Origin of the sequence: Flavobacterium hydatis (assembly GCF_000737695.1) — a bacterium.
Lineage (GTDB): Bacteria > Bacteroidota > Bacteroidia > Flavobacteriales > Flavobacteriaceae > Flavobacterium > Flavobacterium hydatis.
In genome coordinates, this window is sequence record NZ_JPRM01000053.1 from 1 (window position 1) to 17,940 (window position 17,940).

The 17,940-nt window shown below is 30.7% G+C and carries 15 protein-coding genes; 11 read left to right on the forward strand and 4 right to left on the reverse strand.

Going from position 1 to position 17,940, the window contains the following annotated elements; translation table 11 throughout:
* The first annotated feature begins 171 nt into the window (after positions 1-171).
* Positions 172-498, forward strand: coding sequence for a hypothetical protein (locus IW20_RS23075; protein WP_035628188.1), 327 nt, complete (start codon positions 172-174; stop codon positions 496-498).
* 248 nt (positions 499-746) lie between these two features.
* Positions 747-1,118, forward strand: a complete 372-nt coding sequence (locus IW20_RS23080) for a hypothetical protein (protein WP_035628190.1) — start codon at positions 747-749, stop codon at positions 1,116-1,118.
* A gap of 186 nt (positions 1,119-1,304) precedes the next feature.
* On the opposite strand, the gene IW20_RS26990 is transcribed toward IW20_RS23080, so the two are convergent.
* From IW20_RS26990 to IW20_RS23095, 3 genes are all read right to left on the reverse strand, one after another.
* Positions 1,305-3,023, reverse strand: coding sequence for a hypothetical protein (locus tag IW20_RS26990; RefSeq protein WP_035628193.1), 1,719 nt, complete (start codon positions 3,021-3,023; stop codon positions 1,305-1,307).
* 67 nt (positions 3,024-3,090) lie between these two features.
* On the reverse strand, positions 3,091-4,674 hold the full coding sequence (locus IW20_RS23090; RefSeq protein WP_035628195.1) for a hypothetical protein: 1,584 nt from the start codon (positions 4,672-4,674) through the stop codon (positions 3,091-3,093).
* Positions 4,675-4,845: 171 nt separating this feature from the next.
* Positions 4,846-8,274 carry a methylmalonyl-CoA mutase family protein gene (locus tag IW20_RS23095; RefSeq protein ID WP_035628198.1) on the reverse strand — a complete coding sequence of 1,143 codons (3,429 nt, stop codon included), beginning with the start codon at positions 8,272-8,274 and terminating at the stop codon, positions 4,846-4,848.
* Between the two features lie 237 nt (positions 8,275-8,511).
* Here IW20_RS23095 and IW20_RS23100 point away from each other — a divergent pair, with 237 nt between their 5' ends.
* The 9 genes from IW20_RS23100 to purU all read left to right on the forward strand — a co-directional run bounded on the left by IW20_RS23100 (position 8,512) and on the right by purU (position 15,912).
* A complete protein-coding gene (locus IW20_RS23100; RefSeq protein ID WP_081912554.1) occupies positions 8,512-9,126 on the forward strand; it encodes a WG repeat-containing protein in 615 nt (204 codons plus the stop codon).
* An 807-nt stretch (positions 9,127-9,933) separates the two neighbouring features.
* Positions 9,934-10,290, forward strand: a complete 357-nt coding sequence (locus IW20_RS23105) for a hypothetical protein (protein ID WP_035628199.1) — start codon at positions 9,934-9,936, stop codon at positions 10,288-10,290.
* Between the two features lie 255 nt (positions 10,291-10,545).
* Positions 10,546-10,776 carry a hypothetical protein gene (locus IW20_RS23110; RefSeq protein WP_035628201.1) on the forward strand — a complete coding sequence of 77 codons (231 nt, stop codon included), beginning with the start codon at positions 10,546-10,548 and terminating at the stop codon, positions 10,774-10,776.
* 40 nt (positions 10,777-10,816) lie between these two features.
* Positions 10,817-11,383, forward strand: coding sequence for a hypothetical protein (locus IW20_RS23115; protein WP_035628203.1), 567 nt, complete (start codon positions 10,817-10,819; stop codon positions 11,381-11,383).
* A 266-nt stretch (positions 11,384-11,649) separates the two neighbouring features.
* Positions 11,650-12,300 carry a hypothetical protein gene (locus IW20_RS23120; protein ID WP_035628205.1) on the forward strand — a complete coding sequence of 217 codons (651 nt, stop codon included), beginning with the start codon at positions 11,650-11,652 and terminating at the stop codon, positions 12,298-12,300.
* 90 nt (positions 12,301-12,390) lie between these two features.
* A complete protein-coding gene (locus IW20_RS23125) occupies positions 12,391-12,747 on the forward strand; it encodes a hypothetical protein (protein ID WP_051886141.1) in 357 nt (118 codons plus the stop codon).
* A gap of 23 nt (positions 12,748-12,770) precedes the next feature.
* Positions 12,771-13,643 (forward strand): hypothetical protein, encoded by an 873-nt coding sequence (locus IW20_RS23130; RefSeq protein ID WP_035628207.1) that lies wholly within the window; start codon positions 12,771-12,773, stop codon positions 13,641-13,643.
* A gap of 588 nt (positions 13,644-14,231) precedes the next feature.
* The gene (locus IW20_RS23135) at positions 14,232-14,951 is read left to right on the forward strand and encodes a DUF4197 domain-containing protein (protein WP_035628208.1); all 720 of its coding nucleotides are present in this window, start codon (positions 14,232-14,234) and stop codon (positions 14,949-14,951) included.
* Positions 14,952-15,057: 106 nt separating this feature from the next.
* Entirely contained in the window at positions 15,058-15,912 is an 855-nt protein-coding gene (gene purU / locus IW20_RS23140; protein ID WP_035628210.1) for a formyltetrahydrofolate deformylase, read from the forward strand.
* 242 nt (positions 15,913-16,154) lie between these two features.
* Here purU and IW20_RS23145 read toward each other — a convergent pair whose 3' ends face one another.
* Complete coding sequence (locus IW20_RS23145) at positions 16,155-17,648, reverse strand: catalase (protein WP_035628211.1); 1,494 nt, start codon at positions 17,646-17,648, stop codon at positions 16,155-16,157.
* Positions 17,649-17,940 lie beyond the last annotated feature (292 nt).

A 17,940-nucleotide genomic window follows, 5' to 3' on the forward strand; every position in this document is an offset into this window, starting at 1 on the left:
AGTGTGCTCATAATTCAAAGATAATGATTAAGTATAATAAAAAACAAGATGTAAAAAACATATTTAGCGCTGTACAATACGGCAAAAAATGATTTGGTACAGTACAATCGATTCCTTCCTTCGCCGAAGCAAAACAAAAGTAAGATTTTTATTATAATAAAATATACAATCATGGAAACCAATGAAACTAAAACCTTAGAGAATCTCAAAAGATTAATCGCCTTACATTTCCGCACCTTAAAACCTGCTAATGATAAATCGAAAGCTTATATCGCTCAAATTAAGTTTGTAAATTATTTTGAGTTGGGTTGTGTCATTACCGATATGCTAAAATTATGCATTCTGGCACTCGATGAAGAAACTCATAAACTATCCGAGAAAAATAAAAATGAAGCTATTAATGTCAGTTTGATTTTGGAAACCGTTCTGCATATGTTTCCTTTAGATGAATTTGAGTTTTTGAGTGATGTTTGTGAGATGGTTGGTGAATGTACTTAAAACAGAATATAGCGACGGGTACGAAGTCGGGAGACTTCGCACAGCAATTGCGAACACTTCGTAGAACGGGGGATAATTAGTTTCAGTCCTAAAAAAAACAGTCACTTCTATTTTTATACCACTGATTTATATACATTTGCGAAATAAAAACCATCTTTTTCAACAAAAGATAAAATTTTCTTACATTATAAATTATTTCAATAAAGACAAAAAAATGTGTACCCTAACATTTTTTTAAACTAATACACATGCAAAAAAAATTAGCTCTTATAACACTACTGACAATTTTTTCACTTCATATTTCTGCGCAAAATGAAAAAAACTATGTAACCGATAAAGTAAGTAACAAATACGCTTATATTAATGTAATAGAAACCTACGAAAGAGTTGCGGCAAAAGGCTACAAATCAGTAGATTTATTCCAAAAATTAGGAAATTCTTCTTACTCTAATTGTAAACTGGAAAAAGCTGCGGTATGGTACGGCGAATTGTTTGCCTTGACATCTGATTTAGACCCAATATATTACTATCGTTATGCTGAATCTTTACAATTCATCTGTCAAAACGAAAAAGCTGATGCCATACTTGAAAAATTGAAACGCAAGTCTAAAGGATCCTGAAAAAGTAAAGTCAAAATAAAATAACCTCAATATTGTTGCTGTGCGAAGTCTCCCGACTTTGTTCCTACTCCAATAATCCGCAGAAAGAATCAAAAAATAAATTTGGAACAGAATATAGCAACGGGTGCGAAGTCAGGAGACTTCGCACAGCAATTGCGAACACTTTGTGGAGCGAGGGTATAAAAACTACTTTTTCAAATATTTCACAAAAGCCTCAGTAAAGCTTGCTAAAACTATAAAATTAAAAATTTTCTGTATCAATTCAAATGTTTGAGTAACTGTAAAGTTTTCATCTGTATTTATAAAAAACTTATTATTTAAAGTAAAAGGCACAACATTTTTTATACTAAGTATAAAAGCCTTCATGAAATCCTTAATTGTCTTCCACAAATTGGAAATATCAAATTCTAAAGTGTGATTAATCGTAGTATTCCCAGATTTAAAACCTTCAAAAAGATAAATATTAGAAAATATTATTAGAGACAAAACTAATACACAAATTATTTTTGTTAGACTCTCTCCATAAACACTCAAACCCTTATGAATTACTAAGATTAACCACTCAAAATATGATTTATTCTTTAATGTAATTTTCCTTTTAATATCTTGCTCTGATATGTAAAAACGACTGGAATTTATAAAGTCATTTTTATCTTGAAAATTGCTTTTCAAATTTGAATAAACCTTTTTAATTTTAATTAAATCTTCAATTTCAATTAGTAAATTATCCGAGTCGTCTTGAATTAAATATTTTTTATAAAAAAAATACTCTTCCATTTTCCATTCACAGTTTCTAAATATTGCGTTTGTTACATCAAAATTTTTAAAACTAATGTGCTCAAAATTAATATTTTGAAAAATCAAATTAGAAAAATTAGAAAATTCAAAATCGCTTTTACAATTTTGTTTAAAGTAACAACTCTCAACAAATGAAGGATATTTGTTAAATGAAGAGCTTGTTATGAAAAATTCATTATGAAAAACAATTTCACTTACATAAAAATCGTTTTCAAATGTGTTATTGGATAAATTAAATTTATGAATATGTTTATGATAATTCTGATAGCCAAGTAAGAAACTTTTTGCAACAATATTTGTTTCAAATGTAAATTCTTTAATGCTCCAAAAAACAACTTTAAAATTGTTAAATGAATTATTGTAAACATCTAACATTTCTATATTATCAACATCTATAATTACATCCCTTTCAAAATTTGATTCTTCAATTTTTATTTTTTCGATATCTTTATAATCTTTCGGTGCTGAAATAAAAATATTTTTTAGATGTTCCGAAAGATTACCGACACCATCTACTGTCATTTTATAAAAACTTATTGTTTTGAATTTAGATTCCCAAATCTTAAGACCTAGTTTTATATTTGACCTAAAAAGATTGATATTGTCAATTTCAGTTATTGAACCTGCCTTAGGGTAATCTAATCTATCAATATTTAAATATTCTAATTTTGAAGATTCAACTTCTAATGTTTCACCTTTTGAATTTACAATACTTAAAGAGTTTTCAATTATACTATCGCTAATTCGTGTAGATGTGATTTCTGAATTACTTCTTATTAAAAAACCTTTATAAAATCTACAATCTGTTGCTCTTATTGACTGTAATTTTGAATTATCAAAATATAAATTATAAGGCTTGAACTTATATTCTGTATGGCTTGAGATTTCTACATCTAAAAAGTCAAAACTATTAAATATTGAGTTGCTCACATAACACCCATAAAAAGAACATTCTTTAATGTCAATTGATAATTCTGAATTATTAATATCCTCCACGAAAATTTTTATTTCTTTATCGTGAATGTCTTTAATTTTTATTTGAATAGTTCCTGTTAAATTATTTGTTTGGAGAAATAAGGGATTTATAACAATATGACTATTAGTCATGTTCGTATTAATGTTATTATTATTAATTTCAAATATCATCCGATTTTATTTAATATTAGTATTTAACCTATAATTCATTTAATTTAAAATGTTTTTCCAATGTATTAAATGTAAATATAGACTTAGTTAAAATATCTTCTGATACTTTAATCAGATTATTTTCTTCAATTTTGAAATATTGTAGTGCTTTTTTACAATCTTTATTTGACTCACTAAAACTATGAGCAATTAGCCCCGACCTTAAATTCTGAAGATTTCTCAGAAATTCAAACATGTCTGGAATCTTCATTTCATGAAACTCTAAAAATTTCTCGAATTTACCTATACCTCTTATTTTAGCATCTAAATCTAAACCTTTCTCTAATTCCTTTTCATTTAATCTGTCTATAGTAAGTTTGACTATTGTTAAAGTTTGCTCACAAAATGCTTTGATATTATTTGAGGTTATGTGATGTAAAGAAGTAAATAGGTACTCATCTTTTTGCGATAATGGTTTATATAGTGTCCATCCAAATTTCTTTTCCCACTTTTCATTAAAATCCTTATATTTTGATTTAAAAAATAAATCTACAGTCTCATGATTTTCTGCCCATTGTCCTTCTATCATAGTGCGATAATATGTTCTACTAATAGACATTTCTTCTTTTGGTGGAATATTATATTGTTTCCAATGAAGCTGTTCTTTATGAGGAAGTATTAGTAAATTTGTTAAAAAAACTGGAACATAATCACTTACATTGTTATCAATTTTAAGTCTAAAATATTTTGAACTGATGCTAAAACCATCAACTTCATACTTGGTTGGTTCATTATAGTATTTATTCAAAACCTCCTTTTTGAAATATGTAACTGTAAAAAAATGATTCGAATCTCTAGTATCACAATTTTCATATATAAAGTCCCCATTTTCATCATATTCAATTATAAATTCTTCATTTGGAGTATTATTAATATCAAAGTGAGTTTTTTTTATATCATTTGGTTTGATAAATACTTTTCCAGTAATCCAACTTTGCGTTTTACCTATAACATTCCTTATTAAATGGTTATATATATATTCAGGTTTTTTAATTATTTCATCTTTATGTTTTATTTCCCATTCTTTAGGAACATCTTTTAACAATCTCATGAATTCGTAAAAAAGCATAAAATTCATATCTCTAATTGTTATATATTCTTTGAGATATTTAATTTTCACTTTTACTAAATTGGGTTCTATAACAATAACTTCATCTAACTCACCATAATCATCAACATAATAAAATATTCTGTTTTGTTTGCTCTTTCCATCCTCATAAAGTCTGAAATAAAGAATAAATTCTTCCGAAACATCTATATATTCAACAGATGTATCAGGTAGTGAGAATTGTTTATAAAAAAGAAAAGGCTCTTCACCTTTTTTATCATAAGTTTTATATGTATTATCCCCATATACAGAAGGTTTCCCTTCGCTTCCTTTTAGAAAAGGCCAACGATAATCTTTATTGTAGTTTTTAACTTGATTATTAGAAACTAAACAACAATATAATGTAGAAGTATCATCTGGACTTTTTGAACATTTTTCGTATATTTTTAACCATCCATTTTTAATTGAAAATTTAGACTCAATATCCTTTATTCCGTCCTGTACAAGGAAATAATCTTTCTCCATAAACCTCTTTGTTTTTATTTACAATTAGTATAAAGTTTAAAAATAATCTAAATAAACAAAATAATTCCAGAATTCTATTACTGATTACCTCATTATGAAATAAAATAAAATTACAAAACAAAAAACCTCTCATTTCTGAGAGGTTTTCCTAAATCTATAAAATAGTAATAATTACATATTCCTTCTATACTGTCCTCCTACTTCAAACAATGCTGAAGTAATCTGACCAAGCGAACAAACTTTGGTAGCTTCCATTAAATGAGCGAATAAGTTTTCGTTTTTAATAGCTGCATCTTGCAAGATATTTAAATGTTCTTTTACCGATTCTTTATGATATTCATGCAAGTTGTTCAACATATCTATCTGATATTGTTTTTCTTCTTCGGTAGCACGAATAACCTCTGCTGGGATAACTGTTGGAGATCCTTTTGAACTCAAGAAAGTATTTACACCTACAATCGGGAAATCTCCGTTATGTTTCAAGGTTTCATAATACAAACTTTCTTCCTGAATTTTAGAACGTTGGTACATGGTTTCCATTGCGCCAAGAACTCCGCCACGCTCTGTAATACGGTCGAATTCTTGTAAAACAGCCGCTTCTACTAAATCGGTTAATTCTTCGATTATAAAAGATCCTTGTATTGGGTTTTCGTTTTTGGCTAAACCTAGTTCTTTATTAATAATCAGTTGTATTGCCATAGCACGACGAACAGATTCTTCGGTAGGTGTTGTAATTGCTTCATCATACGCATTGGTATGTAATGAATTACAGTTATCATAAATAGCATATAATGCTTGTAATGTGGTACGAATATCATTAAAATCAATCTCTTGAGCGTGTAATGAACGCCCAGAAGTCTGAATATGATATTTAAGCATTTGCGCTCTTTCGTTTGCACCATATTTAATCTTCATGGCTTTTGCCCAAATTTTACGTGCTACACGACCAATAACTGCATATTCTGGATCTACTCCATTCGAGAAAAAGAAAGATAAGTTTGGTCCAAAATCGTTAATGCTCATTCCGCGGCTCAAATAGTATTCTACATAAGTAAAACCGTTAGAAAGCGTAAATGCTAATTGCGTGATTGGGTTTGCTCCTGCCTCGGCAATATGATATCCTGAAATAGAAACCGAATAAAAATTACGTACGTTTTGCGTAATAAAATACTCCTGAACATCTCCCATTAATCGTAAAGCAAATTCGGTAGAGAAGATACAAGTATTTTGTGCCTGATCTTCTTTAAGAATATCAGCTTGAACCGTTCCTCGTACTTGCGAAAGCGTTTTGGCTTTTATATCATTATATACATCTATAGGTAAAACCTCATCACCTGTAACTCCAAGAAGCATTAATCCTAAACCATTATTTCCCGCTGGCAAATCGCCTTGGTATTTAGGTCTTGTGATTCCTTTGGCTGCGTATAGTTTGGTAATTTTTTGTTCTACTTCTTTCTCTAAATCATTCGCTTTAATGTAATACTCACATTGCTGATCTATTGCAGCATTCATAAAGAAACCTAGCAACATTGGCGCTGGTCCGTTTATAGTCATACTTACTGATGTTAAAGCATGAACTAAATCGAAACCTGAATATAGTTTTTTGGCATCATCAAGACAACAAATAGAAACTCCCGCATTTCCGATTTTACCATAAATATCTGGTCGTACATCGGGATCATTACCATATAATGTTACACTATCAAAAGCTGTCGAAAGACGTTTTGCAGGTAATCCTGCACTTACATAATGAAAACGTTTATTGGTTCTTTCTGGTCCACCTTCTCCAGCAAACATACGAGACGGATCTTCTCCTTCTCTTTTAAAAGGGTATAATCCTGAAGCAAACGGAAATTCTCCTGGAACATTTTCTTGCAGACACCAACGTAAGATATCTCCCCAAGCTTCGTATTTAGGCAAAGCTATTTTCGGGATTTGTTGGTGCGATAAACTTTCGGTATGTGTGGCTATTTTTATTTCCTTATCACGAACTTTAAAGCTGTAAACAGGATTTTTGTATTTATTTACTTTTTCATCCCAAGTTAGGATCATCTCCCAATTGTAAGGATCTAAATCCATTTTTACCTTATCAAACTGATTTAGCAAAAGGTTTAAGAAAACGCGATTCTCATCTGTTTCATTAGCAATTACATTATCATCGATTCCTGACTTTGTAATTACAGGGATTTTGCCCGAAACACTTTCGATAGTTTTAAAGATACCGTATAACTTTTGAGCTACTTGTTGTTGTGACAAAGCAGTTTCGTCATACTTACGGTTATTCTCTGCAATTTCAGATAAATATCTTGTTCTGTGTGGTGGAATTACGAATATTTTCTCGCTCATTTCACGAGTAATTTCGAAAGTCGATTTTAAATCTGATTCGGTTTTTTCAACAATTTTATCCATAATAGATTTATACAATGTATTCATCCCTGGATCATTAAACTGCGAAGCAATTGTTCCAAAAACAGGCATATCGTCAGGATTTTTATCCCAAAGATTATGATTGCGTTGGTATTGTTTTTTTACATCACGTATAGCATCTAGCGCTCCACGTTTGTCGAATTTGTTTAATGCTACCAAATCGGCAAAATCAAGCATGTCGATTTTTTCTAATTGTGTTGCAGCTCCAAATTCTGGTGTCATTACATATAAGGAAACATCAGAATGATCCATAATCTCTGTATCTGACTGACCAATTCCTGAAGTTTCTAAAATGATAATATCATATTTAGCCGCTTTTAGAACCTGAATCGCTTCGGCAACATATTTAGACAAAGCCAAATTTGATTGACGTGTTGCCAACGAACGCATATAAACTCTAGAGTTATTAATAGCATTCATTCGGATTCTATCTCCTAGAAGTGCTCCACCTGTTTTACGCTTCGATGGATCTACAGATACGATTCCGATAGTTTTTGTTGGAAAATCGATTAAAAAACGACGTACCAATTCGTCTACCAAAGATGATTTACCTGCTCCACCAGTTCCTGTAATTCCTAGAACAGGAATTTTAGAAGTAGCATTATTTTTATGTATTTTATCAAAAACTGGCTTTGCAATTTCTGGGAAATTCTCGGCTGCAGAAATCAAACGTGCAATTGCAGTTGGATTTTTATCTTCGATATGATTTATCTCATCTGTAAGTTTATCTCCAATAGGATAATCAGAACGTTGTACCAAATCATTAATCATTCCTTGTAATCCTAAAGAACGTCCATCATCTGGAGAATAAATTCTTGTAATTCCGTATTCGTGTAGTTCTGCAATCTCGCTTGGCAAGATTACTCCACCACCACCACCAAAAATTTTGATATGTCCAGCTCCTTTTTCATGAAGCAAGTCATACATATATTTAAAATATTCGTTGTGACCACCTTGGTAAGAGGTTAATGCAATAGAATTTGCATCTTCCTGAATGGCTGTATTTACAACTTCTTCGACACTTCGGTCATGACCTAAATGAATTACCTCAACTCCAGTTGATTGAATAATACGACGCATTATATTAATTGCCGCATCATGTCCATCAAAAAGTGATGCTGCGGTAACAATTCTTACTTTATTTTTAGGAATATAAGGTATTTGTGGTTCCATTTTGAGAATATGATAATTTTAGGAGAGCAATTTACAAAAAAATTTAATGATTCTCGAATCTACTTTTAAACCTTATCAAAAATAATACTCATTTTAGATCAAGCCCAAGCTATATACGAAAAAAAAACTTAATTTTGATGTTTTTTTCTTACTCATAAATACAAAAACATACGTTTTTTCTTATATATTTGATTTTGATTAAATCTTAATAATCCTTAAGCCAATTATATAGAGTGTATGAGAAAAATAATAGTATTTGTTATAGCAGTTAGTATCGGGCATCTTTCTGCCGGATGCATGAAAAACCGAGCTACACACACAGATGACTCTTTATTAAAATATGATAAGGTAGAAGCTTATCAAGGGGGCTTTGCTGCCGTAAAACTAGATGGTAAATGGGGCTTCATAAGCACAACTGCCAATGAAATTACACCTCTGAAATATGATAATATATCAGCTTTTCGGGAAGGTATGGCTTATGTGGAGCTAAATAATAAAAGTGGTTTTATCGATGCAACCGGAAAAGAAGTTATTCCATTAACTTATGACCCCGCAGATTTTTCTTCAAGTTTTTTCTCTGAGGGATTAGCATTAGTATCCAAAAATCAAAAATATGGATATGTAAACAAAAACGGCAAAGTTGTAATTCCGATTATCTACAAACTAGCAAATCCTTTTGAAGATGGCTTAGCCAAAGTTGTACTTAATGGTAAATGGGGAATGATTAGTAAAAACGGAGAAACAATCGTTCCTTTTGAATATGATGATATGGCAAGTTTTTTTACAAAGGATAAAATCATGGTCATGATTAATAATAAATGGTTCGTTATCAGCAAGCCTAAAGTAAAATAAAAAGTAAATTTATTTTAATTCCCAAAACATACTTCTACTAACTTTTATTAGAAATACTATAACTCCAAAAATTATTAAGATTCGAAATAAATCTATTAAAAGCTAAAAATCAGATACATTATATATAGAGTACTATTTTATCCTTATTAAAATTAAATTTCATTACAAAACTACATACTTATAATAGTATTCTTACTTATCATTTCTCTATTGATAAAAACCGTAAAAAACTACCCTAACTTACTAATCTTAAAACTTATAGTGGCAGAAAACAGGTTTCCTTAAACAGACCTTTGCACTTTGATTTAACAGTTATAAATAACTTTTTTTAAATCTAAAAGAACACTGAATTAGAAGTAGTTATATTTTAAATAACAAACGAATGCGAATTTTTTTGTGCTTAAAATTTCTTAATCACAATACTTTTAAAACAGAATCAAATTTTTAATTAATTATTAAAATACTATTTGATGCAAAGTAAACAAAAAAGCGTCCAAATTTTAAGCTTCACATCTATAAGTACACTCCTTATACTGATAATCATTTTTTTTATTGCGCCAGCAAAAATTGAGGATTTCTGCAAATTTACTATTGTTGTAATTACTCCTCTTACACTTTTGGCAGCATTAACATTATCAACATTAGCTGTTTACTATAACAAAAGACACATCTTCGGATGGGTTTCCTTACTAATTATCATCGCAGTATTTTCTATTACGACTTATTTAATATTAGGGTCAAAGATTCTTTCACTTTAAGGATTGCCCCGCCAATTTTTTTTGAAATAAACTTATAAAAAATCTAAAAATGAAAACGAACAACACCGAAGGACTTACTCTTTTTGAAATAAAACAATTAATACAACAAGGAGGCAAATTTGTTGCATTTCCTTACACCGTTTCTGCTCTTTTTGTATCTTATAAAAAAGAATCACCTATATATTTTGTTCGCCCTAATGAGAATACGCTGAAATACTCTTTTAGTTATTTTATGCTGAATTTATTCTTCGGATGGTGGGGGCTTCCTTTAGGCCCAATTCACACAATTAGTTCATTATATTACCATATAATTGGAGGGAAAGATTGTACCCAGATAATACTAAATGACTTAGAGCTAAACAACCCAGTTTACACTCCTGACCTACATTATTTGCAATTTGCATAAATAACTCAACGCAAATAATCGCATAGAACCTATAAAAAATTCGATCTCATGGATTTTTCTAAAAGCTGACTCTCCGTTTCTAAAATTATTCTCCCTATAATAATTACCCTAACCTACTAGTATTAAAACTTATAATAGCATTAACCTCTATCAATTAAGAGAACCTTTGCAGTTTAGACAAAATTATTATTTAATAAGTCAAAAAACATTTAGATGTTACTGACACTGTTAACAAAGCCTAATAGGTAATGCAAAATGAAAAGCTGGCAACTATTAATTCTTAGCATTTTTTTTACTAATTGTAAAAACGATTATCAAGATTTAAAGGGCGATACTAATAGCTCAAGCATTGAAGATGAAAAAACTGACTCATTTATAACTATTCCAGACTCAACCCTCATTTTAGAAAAAGATGCTCAATACTTAGAGTTAGAATTTATTCTTTGGGGCTATACAAGTCATATAACATCTGACAGAAAAATATAAATTTCTCGCCATTCCAAATTGCAATTATAAAAAAACCACCATGAGAAAATTTGATTTAGAAGCATTTAACAAGCATAAAAAAAATGACGCTACCTATTGTCGATATATAAATACAGATAATAATGGCAAGAATCAGGAAATTTACATCTTAGAGCATATAGATACTTATCAACAAACAATAACATACCTAAATACACCTATAAAAAAAAGGCATTTGTATGATAAGAAAACCTTAAATGTAACAAAAGAGATAGAAAGTTTTTATGATTGTATTATTGGTTTCCGAAGAGAATATAACGAAAAAGGTGAACTTATAAAGGAGATAAACAACGACTTACCTTTTAAATTTAGCTGGCAAGATTTGGTTAAGAAAATGAAACTGGAATATGCTATAGATCTTATGAATGAAAATGATCAAATCAAGACCAATAATCATGTTTCGTCTATATCCAGAAACTCACAAACGATGAAATATTTCATTATTATTCCATGCGAATTTACTCCTCATGGAATAACCGAGGAAAGATTTGAGATTGATGCAACAACAGGAAAAACCATTATTCATATTAAAAATCGAGCTAAATCTTACCCAAAAACAAGCATATAAACTAATACATTTTTATAATAAACTTATCTGCATTACTTAGCAAAGAAATTTAAATATCAGCATCAGCTCTATTAAATCTAAAACATTACCCTAAAATACTCGTTTTTAAACTTATTATAGCCTGATATAACATTAATAAAAATGATATTCGCATTTAACTAAACTGAAAAGCATTCTCAATAAATATATTTAAATACAATTGATTTTGTTACAAACACAATATTGAGAATACTTTTCACTCTATTAATTCCAAAATTATTAATGTTATGAAAATTTCCTCAATCAAGTTAATTCTTTTATGCATTGTATTAGCTACAACCTCGTGTTCATCTAGTGATGATAATCAGGATTATCCTGTTGTACTACCAGAACCAAATTTGTATGATTACTATGTAGATAGTACGATGCAAAAATCGATTGATCAATTAGGCATTAAAATACATAAAGGTACTACTCCACCTACAGTAGAAGGTATTTACACTATCGACCCGTTCTATTGTGCTAACTCTAACTTTGCAGACGCTCTTGAAGGAACCTCTTTTGGCACATCGACTCTTACGCTATCTAACCAGAATACTGCCAGATTAAGCATCGATTTTAAAAACTTTTTGATTAATACCTATGACAATACTAATGAAACATGGGAAGGAAAAGGCACTTTTATATCTGGCGAAGGCAATAACTTTTCTATCTTATTTAATAGTGATGGCGAGCTAGATAAAGGAACTTATATTGCAAAATACAAAAATCTCATTATTCTATCTGGTGAACTTGATACTCAGGATGGAAAAATTAAGGGAATCAAAAATTTGCAAATGGCATCAATCATGTCCGACGATTACAAAGACCCATACAATACCTTGATATCAATAGGTAAAGGACGTCTTTTTATTAATAGTTACGCAAGCATAAAATAAGCACAATGATCAAAATCGATAAAGCTACACAATGAGTTTTATCGATTTTAATATTTAGAATTTACATATATTAATTTAAAACCAATGAATATGAAAACGACGGAAGAAATGAGTGAACATTTTTTGGATATGTTATATGAGGATGTAGTTTTATTGGGTACTAATTTATACAAAGAGATATACGAAAAAACTACTGTTACTGATGAATTAATCCCTTATTATAAATCGGCTTTAAATTTATATAATAGTTTATCTAAAGAAAATCAAAAGGTGTTTTTTGAAATTATACAAAACACAATTACTGAAACTGTTGTAGATGTACTAGGAATCTTAGACGGAAACGTGAATCCGGATAAAAAACTGGAACCTCAATTACTTATAAACAACGAAAATACAGATGGAATCTTACAAGAGCTTTTTGTAATAAACTACATGGAAGAAGCTTAATTATCAAAACTTAATAAGCGCAAATGAAAAATACATTTTTAATATATAAAGATGGGATTGATGATTATAAAATAGGCATGAATCCAGATGAAGTAGAAAAAATATTAAAACAAAAAAACGAATTAAAAGAATATGGAAAATATAGAAATGGAAATCGTTTTACATTAAGCTCAACAAAGGAATTGGGTTATTATTTTTACTTTAAAAATAATAAATTAAGAACTATAATTTTAAACGATGCTACAACCATCGAAATAAACAAAACCTTATATAATATAAGTAATAAAGTCGAGAAAACTGTTTTTCTGACTAGATACAATCCATATATCGTAAATCGGGATTTAATTTTTACCGATTTAAACATGATGATTAGTGGTTTATTATCTCCTTATGAAATAATTCAGATTGCGGTTTACTCTGAAAACAAAAAAAGAAAAGAAGAAAAAGAAATTGTTTCGAGTAGAACTTACAATAACATTTATGGCCCAAGTAAAAAGCTAGCCCCTAATTCTGTTTTAAAACCCGGAGTAGGTTTAGACTTTTTAAAATTTGGCATGAAAAAAAGGGAGATAAAGCAATTGATAGGTAAATTGCCTTTACAAGAAGAAAAAAAATATCAAATCTGGGAAGATTTTAAATTAACGTTTGACAAAAAAAATAAATTAAAAAAAATCAAACTCAACTCTACCACAACAATTGATATTTACGTTGAGCAAACCAAAATTTACTCTAGTAAAGATAAAAAACTTGTGCATCCTAATAACTTCATGGAAGTGAAAAGTCCTTATACAAAAAAAGGAATATTCAAAAACAGAAAAGCATTTTATAATAAAGACTTAGGCGTATTATTTGAACCTAATGATGTTTTTATTTATCCAATCGAGATTCATAGATGAAGATTCTGAAGAAGGTACTGAGGCTTAAAAAAGGTACTAAGCTACAAAGGTTCAAAGGTTTTTTAAAAGTGCTAAGTGTGATCAAGGTTTTAAGAATAAATATTTTGCGTTCTTTGCGAAAATCTTCGTGCGCTCTGCGGTTAAAACCTTTGTGGTTAGCTATCTTAAAGTATGAAGCTTTGCGACCTTTGCGAAAATCTTTGTGCTCTTTGTGGTTAAAACCTTTGAGGTAAAATCATTTGCAGTTCTGTTTACATACATAAAACAATCGTTATTCTTTTTTTTCTATTTTCTTGTTTCTATCTTCTTGCTTCTATCTTCTTACTTCTATTTTCTATTTTCTATTTTCTATTCTCTTATCTCTATTCTCTTTCTTCTATTTACTCACATCTTAAATTCTCTCCTAATACAAACTATTTTTCCTAGCTAGCCCCGATGGAAACGGCATCCCGCGCTTTTTTTGGCGCGGATATAGTGTACAGCGGGAACAATGTTAATAATAAAACAAAATGTTTCTGCTCCTAAAATAAAATTGTGGCTTTGTTTTTGAATAAGTAGTATTTTTGAAACTTATAAAACTAATATTTAATGAAAAAGATTTTACTTCTTGCGTTGACATTTTCTCTTACTGCTTGTGCACAAATAAAAATACCTAAAAACTTAAACGAATTATCCACTCAAATATCTGGTCTTGGTGGCAATGCTGATATCGCATCGGGATTAAAAGAAGCATTGGACAAAGGAATATCCAAACAAGTAACAAAATTAACGGCCACTGATGGTTTCTACAAAAACGAAGCTGTTAAAATCCTTATGCCTGCCGAATTGCAAAAAGTAGATGCTACTTTAAGAAAAATTGGTCTTTCGTCGCTAGCTGATGAAGGCATCAAAGTATTAAATCGTGCTGCTGAAGATGCTGTAAAAGAAGCAACTCCTATATTTGTTTCGGCTGTAAAAAACATGTCTTTTAATGATGCTAAATCTATTTTATTAGGCAAGGAAAATGCTGCAACAACTTATTTGCAATCTAGCACTACAACTGCTTTATACAGCAAATTTAATCCTGTTATAAAAAGCTCTTTTAGTAAAGTTGGTGCAGATGTAATCTGGTCGAACATTATCGCTAAATACAACAGTATTCCGCTTGTTAAGAAAGTAAATCCTGACTTAACAGATTATACAACAAATCAAGCTCTTGCTGGAGTTTTTAAAATGATTGCTGTAGAAGAAAAAGGCATTAGAACTGATATAAGCGAAAGAACTTCGCCTTTATTAAAAAGTGTTTTTGCTTTGCAGGATAAAAAGTAATTTTACGTTTAACTGTTTAATCGTTTAGTTGTATAATCGGAAGTATCGGTTAAGCATTTAAACGATTAAGCAAATAAACTATTAACCGATTAACCAAAAAACCAAGATGCAAAAAATAACTTTTCTTATTCACTGCAAGGACCAAAAAGGTATTATTGCTGCTGTGACCAATTTTATCCTAAAAGTTGAAGGAAACATTACTTACATTGACCAACATGTGGATGTGGAGCAAAATGTATTCTTTATGCGTCTGGAATGCGAACTTACCAATCGCAATATTGGCATTGAGGATATAAAAACTGATTTTAGTACTACTATCGCAACCGATTTCCATATGTCGTGGCAATTATATAATCAGGAACAAAAACCTAAAATGGCTTTATTTGTTTCTAAATATGATCACTGTTTATTTGATATTCTGGGGCGTTATAGTGCTGATGAACTGGGTGTAGAAATTCCGGTAATTATTAGTAATCATAATGATTTAAGGTCGATTGCTGAGCGTTTTGATATTCCGTTTCATTGTGTTCCTTTTACAAAAGACACTAAAGAAGAAGGGGAAAAACAACAAATTGCATTGCTAAAAAAATATGACATAAACTTTATTGTCTTGGCGCGTTATATGCAGATTATCACTCCAAAATTAATTTCGCTTTACGAAAACAAAATTATTAATATACATCATTCTTTTTTACCTGCATTTCCTGGAGCAAAACCATATCATTCGGCTTTTAAAAGAGGGGTGAAAATTATCGGGGCAACGAGTCATTATGTAACTGAAGAACTGGATGAAGGTCCGATTATCGAGCAGGATATTGCACGTGTTTCGCATATTCATTCTGTAGATGATTTTATAATGAAAGGGCGTGATCTGGAACGCATCGTTCTGGCAAGAGCCATAAAATTACATGCTGAGCGCAAAACTATGGTTTATAGCAATAAAACGGTTGTATTTTCTTAAGGGTTTTACCGCAAAGTGATTTAACCACAGAGAATTTAACCGCAGAGCACGCAAAGATTTACGCAAAGGTCGCAAAGCTGTCATACTTTGAACCTTTGTAACTTAGTACCTCAGTACCTTTAAAACGAAAAACCCGAGAGATTTTAAAAATCTGTCGGGTTTTTTATTTAAAATCTAAGATTAAGCGTTCTTTAAAGTTCTTTGAACCTTTGTAGCTCTGAACCTTTGTAACTTAAAGAAACTTATTTAACTTCTATTAATAATCTTGGATCACTAAAGTTATTTACTTCATCCATTGTCATTCCTAATGCATTTGCAACTCCTTCTCCATAAGCTGGATCGGCTTTAAAGCAATTACGAATGTGTCTTACTTGTATAAACTTTTGTGCTCCTCCTACTTGTGCCGCTGTATTCTTAAACAAGAATTGCTTTTTATCATCGGTCATTAAGCGGAAAAGTTTTCCTGGTTGAGAGAAATAATCGTTATCATCTTCTCTGAAGTTGTGAGCATATGCATCTCCGTGAATTGATAAAGGTGGTTCTTTATATTCTGGTTGTTCTTGCCATTTGCCAAAACTATTTGGCTCATAATGTTTTTTGCTTCCGTAATTTCCGTCTACACGCATTGCGCCATCACGATGAAAACTATTTACTGGGCATTTTGCTGCATTTACAGGAATTTGAGCATTGTTAACTCCTAAACGGTAACGGTGAGCATCTCCGTAAGAAAATAAACGTGCTTGTAACATTTTGTCTGGAGAGTATCCGATTCCCGGAACTATATTCGCTGGATTAAAAGCTGCTTGCTCTACTTCGGCAAAATAGTTATCTGGGTTTCTGTTTAATTCAAATTCTCCGACTGGAATAAGTGGAAAATCTCCTTTTAACCAAACTTTAGTTAAGTCGAATGGATGATATTTATACGTTTTTGCCTGCTCCTCGGTCATGATTTGCACAGATAATTTCCATTTTGGAAAATCTTTTCTTTCGATAGCCTCAAATAAATCTCTTTGGTGACTTTCTCTGTCGTTTCCAACTAGTTTTGCAGCTTCTTCATCGGATAGGTTCTCGATTCCTTGTTGTGTAACAAAATGAAATTTAACCCAATGTCTTTCGTTTTTATCATTGATAAAACTAAAAGTGTGGCTTCCGAATCCGTGCATCTGGCGGTATGATTTAGGAATACCTCGATCACTCATTACGATTGTTACTTGGTGTAAAGCTTCAGGGAGCAATGTCCAGAAATCCCAATTGTTATCGGCACTTCTTAAATTGGTTTGTGGATCACGTTTTACTGCGTGATTTAAATCAGGGAATTTCATCGGGTCACGGAAAAAGAATACTGGCGTATTGTTTCCTACTAAATCCCAATTTCCTTGATTGGTGTAGAATTTCATGGCAAAACCACGAATATCTCTTTCTGCATCGGCAGCACCTCTTTCGCCCGCAACTGTAGAAAAACGAACAAACATGTCTGTTTTCTTTCCTATTTCAGAAAAAATGTCCGCTTTAGTATATTTAGTAATATCATGAGTTACGGTAAATGTTCCGTAGGCTGCAGATCCTTTTGCGTGCATTCTTCTTTCGGGGATTACCTCTCGGTCAAAATGTGCCATTTTTTCTAAAAACCAAAAGTCCTGCAATAATACTGGACCACGCGGTCCTGCAGTCATTATGTTCTGATTGTCTGGTACAGGCGTTCCTGTTGCCGTGGTAAGTTTGTCATTCGATTCCATAAGTAACAAATTTTTAATGATTATATTCAAAGGTAACGTACTTGACTCTATAAACAAAATTGATTGTTTTTATATTCTGATAACCACAAACTATTAAAAGTTTTAAATTACTACATTTTTGATATACCTAAAAGTAATCAAAAAAAAGTTAACTTATGTACAACAAAGTAATAACAAAACCTTAACAGGATAACATTGGCTTATGTATGATCTTTGCAATGTAATAAACTGGTTATTTATTATTTTGGTTTTGGTTAGTTAAATGATTGCCGGCATCTGCTTGATGTCGGCT

Bases quoted from the DNA above. Each gene is read 5' to 3' on its own strand.
- IW20_RS23080 (WP_035628190.1), top strand. From the start codon at position 747: ATGCAAAAAAAATTAGCTCTTATAACACTACTGACAATTTTTTCACTT.
- purU (WP_035628210.1), top strand. From the start codon at position 15,058: ATGCAAAAAATAACTTTTCTTATTCACTGCAAGGACCAAAAAGGTATT.
- IW20_RS23120 (WP_035628205.1), top strand. From the start codon at position 11,650: ATGAAAATTTCCTCAATCAAGTTAATTCTTTTATGCATTGTATTAGCT.
- IW20_RS23100 (WP_081912554.1), top strand. From the start codon at position 8,512: ATGAGAAAAATAATAGTATTTGTTATAGCAGTTAGTATCGGGCATCTT.
- IW20_RS23075 (WP_035628188.1), top strand. From the start codon at position 172: ATGGAAACCAATGAAACTAAAACCTTAGAGAATCTCAAAAGATTAATC.
- IW20_RS23090 (WP_035628195.1), bottom strand. From the start codon at position 4,674: ATGGAGAAAGATTATTTCCTTGTACAGGACGGAATAAAGGATATTGAG.
- IW20_RS23125 (WP_051886141.1), top strand. From the start codon at position 12,391: ATGAAAACGACGGAAGAAATGAGTGAACATTTTTTGGATATGTTATAT.
- IW20_RS23135 (WP_035628208.1), top strand. From the start codon at position 14,232: ATGAAAAAGATTTTACTTCTTGCGTTGACATTTTCTCTTACTGCTTGT.
- IW20_RS23110 (WP_035628201.1), top strand. From the start codon at position 10,546: ATGAAAAGCTGGCAACTATTAATTCTTAGCATTTTTTTTACTAATTGT.
- IW20_RS23130 (WP_035628207.1), top strand. From the start codon at position 12,771: ATGAAAAATACATTTTTAATATATAAAGATGGGATTGATGATTATAAA.
- IW20_RS23095 (WP_035628198.1), bottom strand. From the start codon at position 8,274: ATGGAACCACAAATACCTTATATTCCTAAAAATAAAGTAAGAATTGTT.
- IW20_RS23105 (WP_035628199.1), top strand. From the start codon at position 9,934: ATGAAAACGAACAACACCGAAGGACTTACTCTTTTTGAAATAAAACAA.
- IW20_RS23115 (WP_035628203.1), top strand. From the start codon at position 10,817: ATGAGAAAATTTGATTTAGAAGCATTTAACAAGCATAAAAAAAATGAC.
- IW20_RS23145 (WP_035628211.1), bottom strand. From the start codon at position 17,648: ATGGAATCGAATGACAAACTTACCACGGCAACAGGAACGCCTGTACCA.
- IW20_RS26990 (WP_035628193.1), bottom strand. From the start codon at position 3,023: ATGACTAATAGTCATATTGTTATAAATCCCTTATTTCTCCAAACAAAT.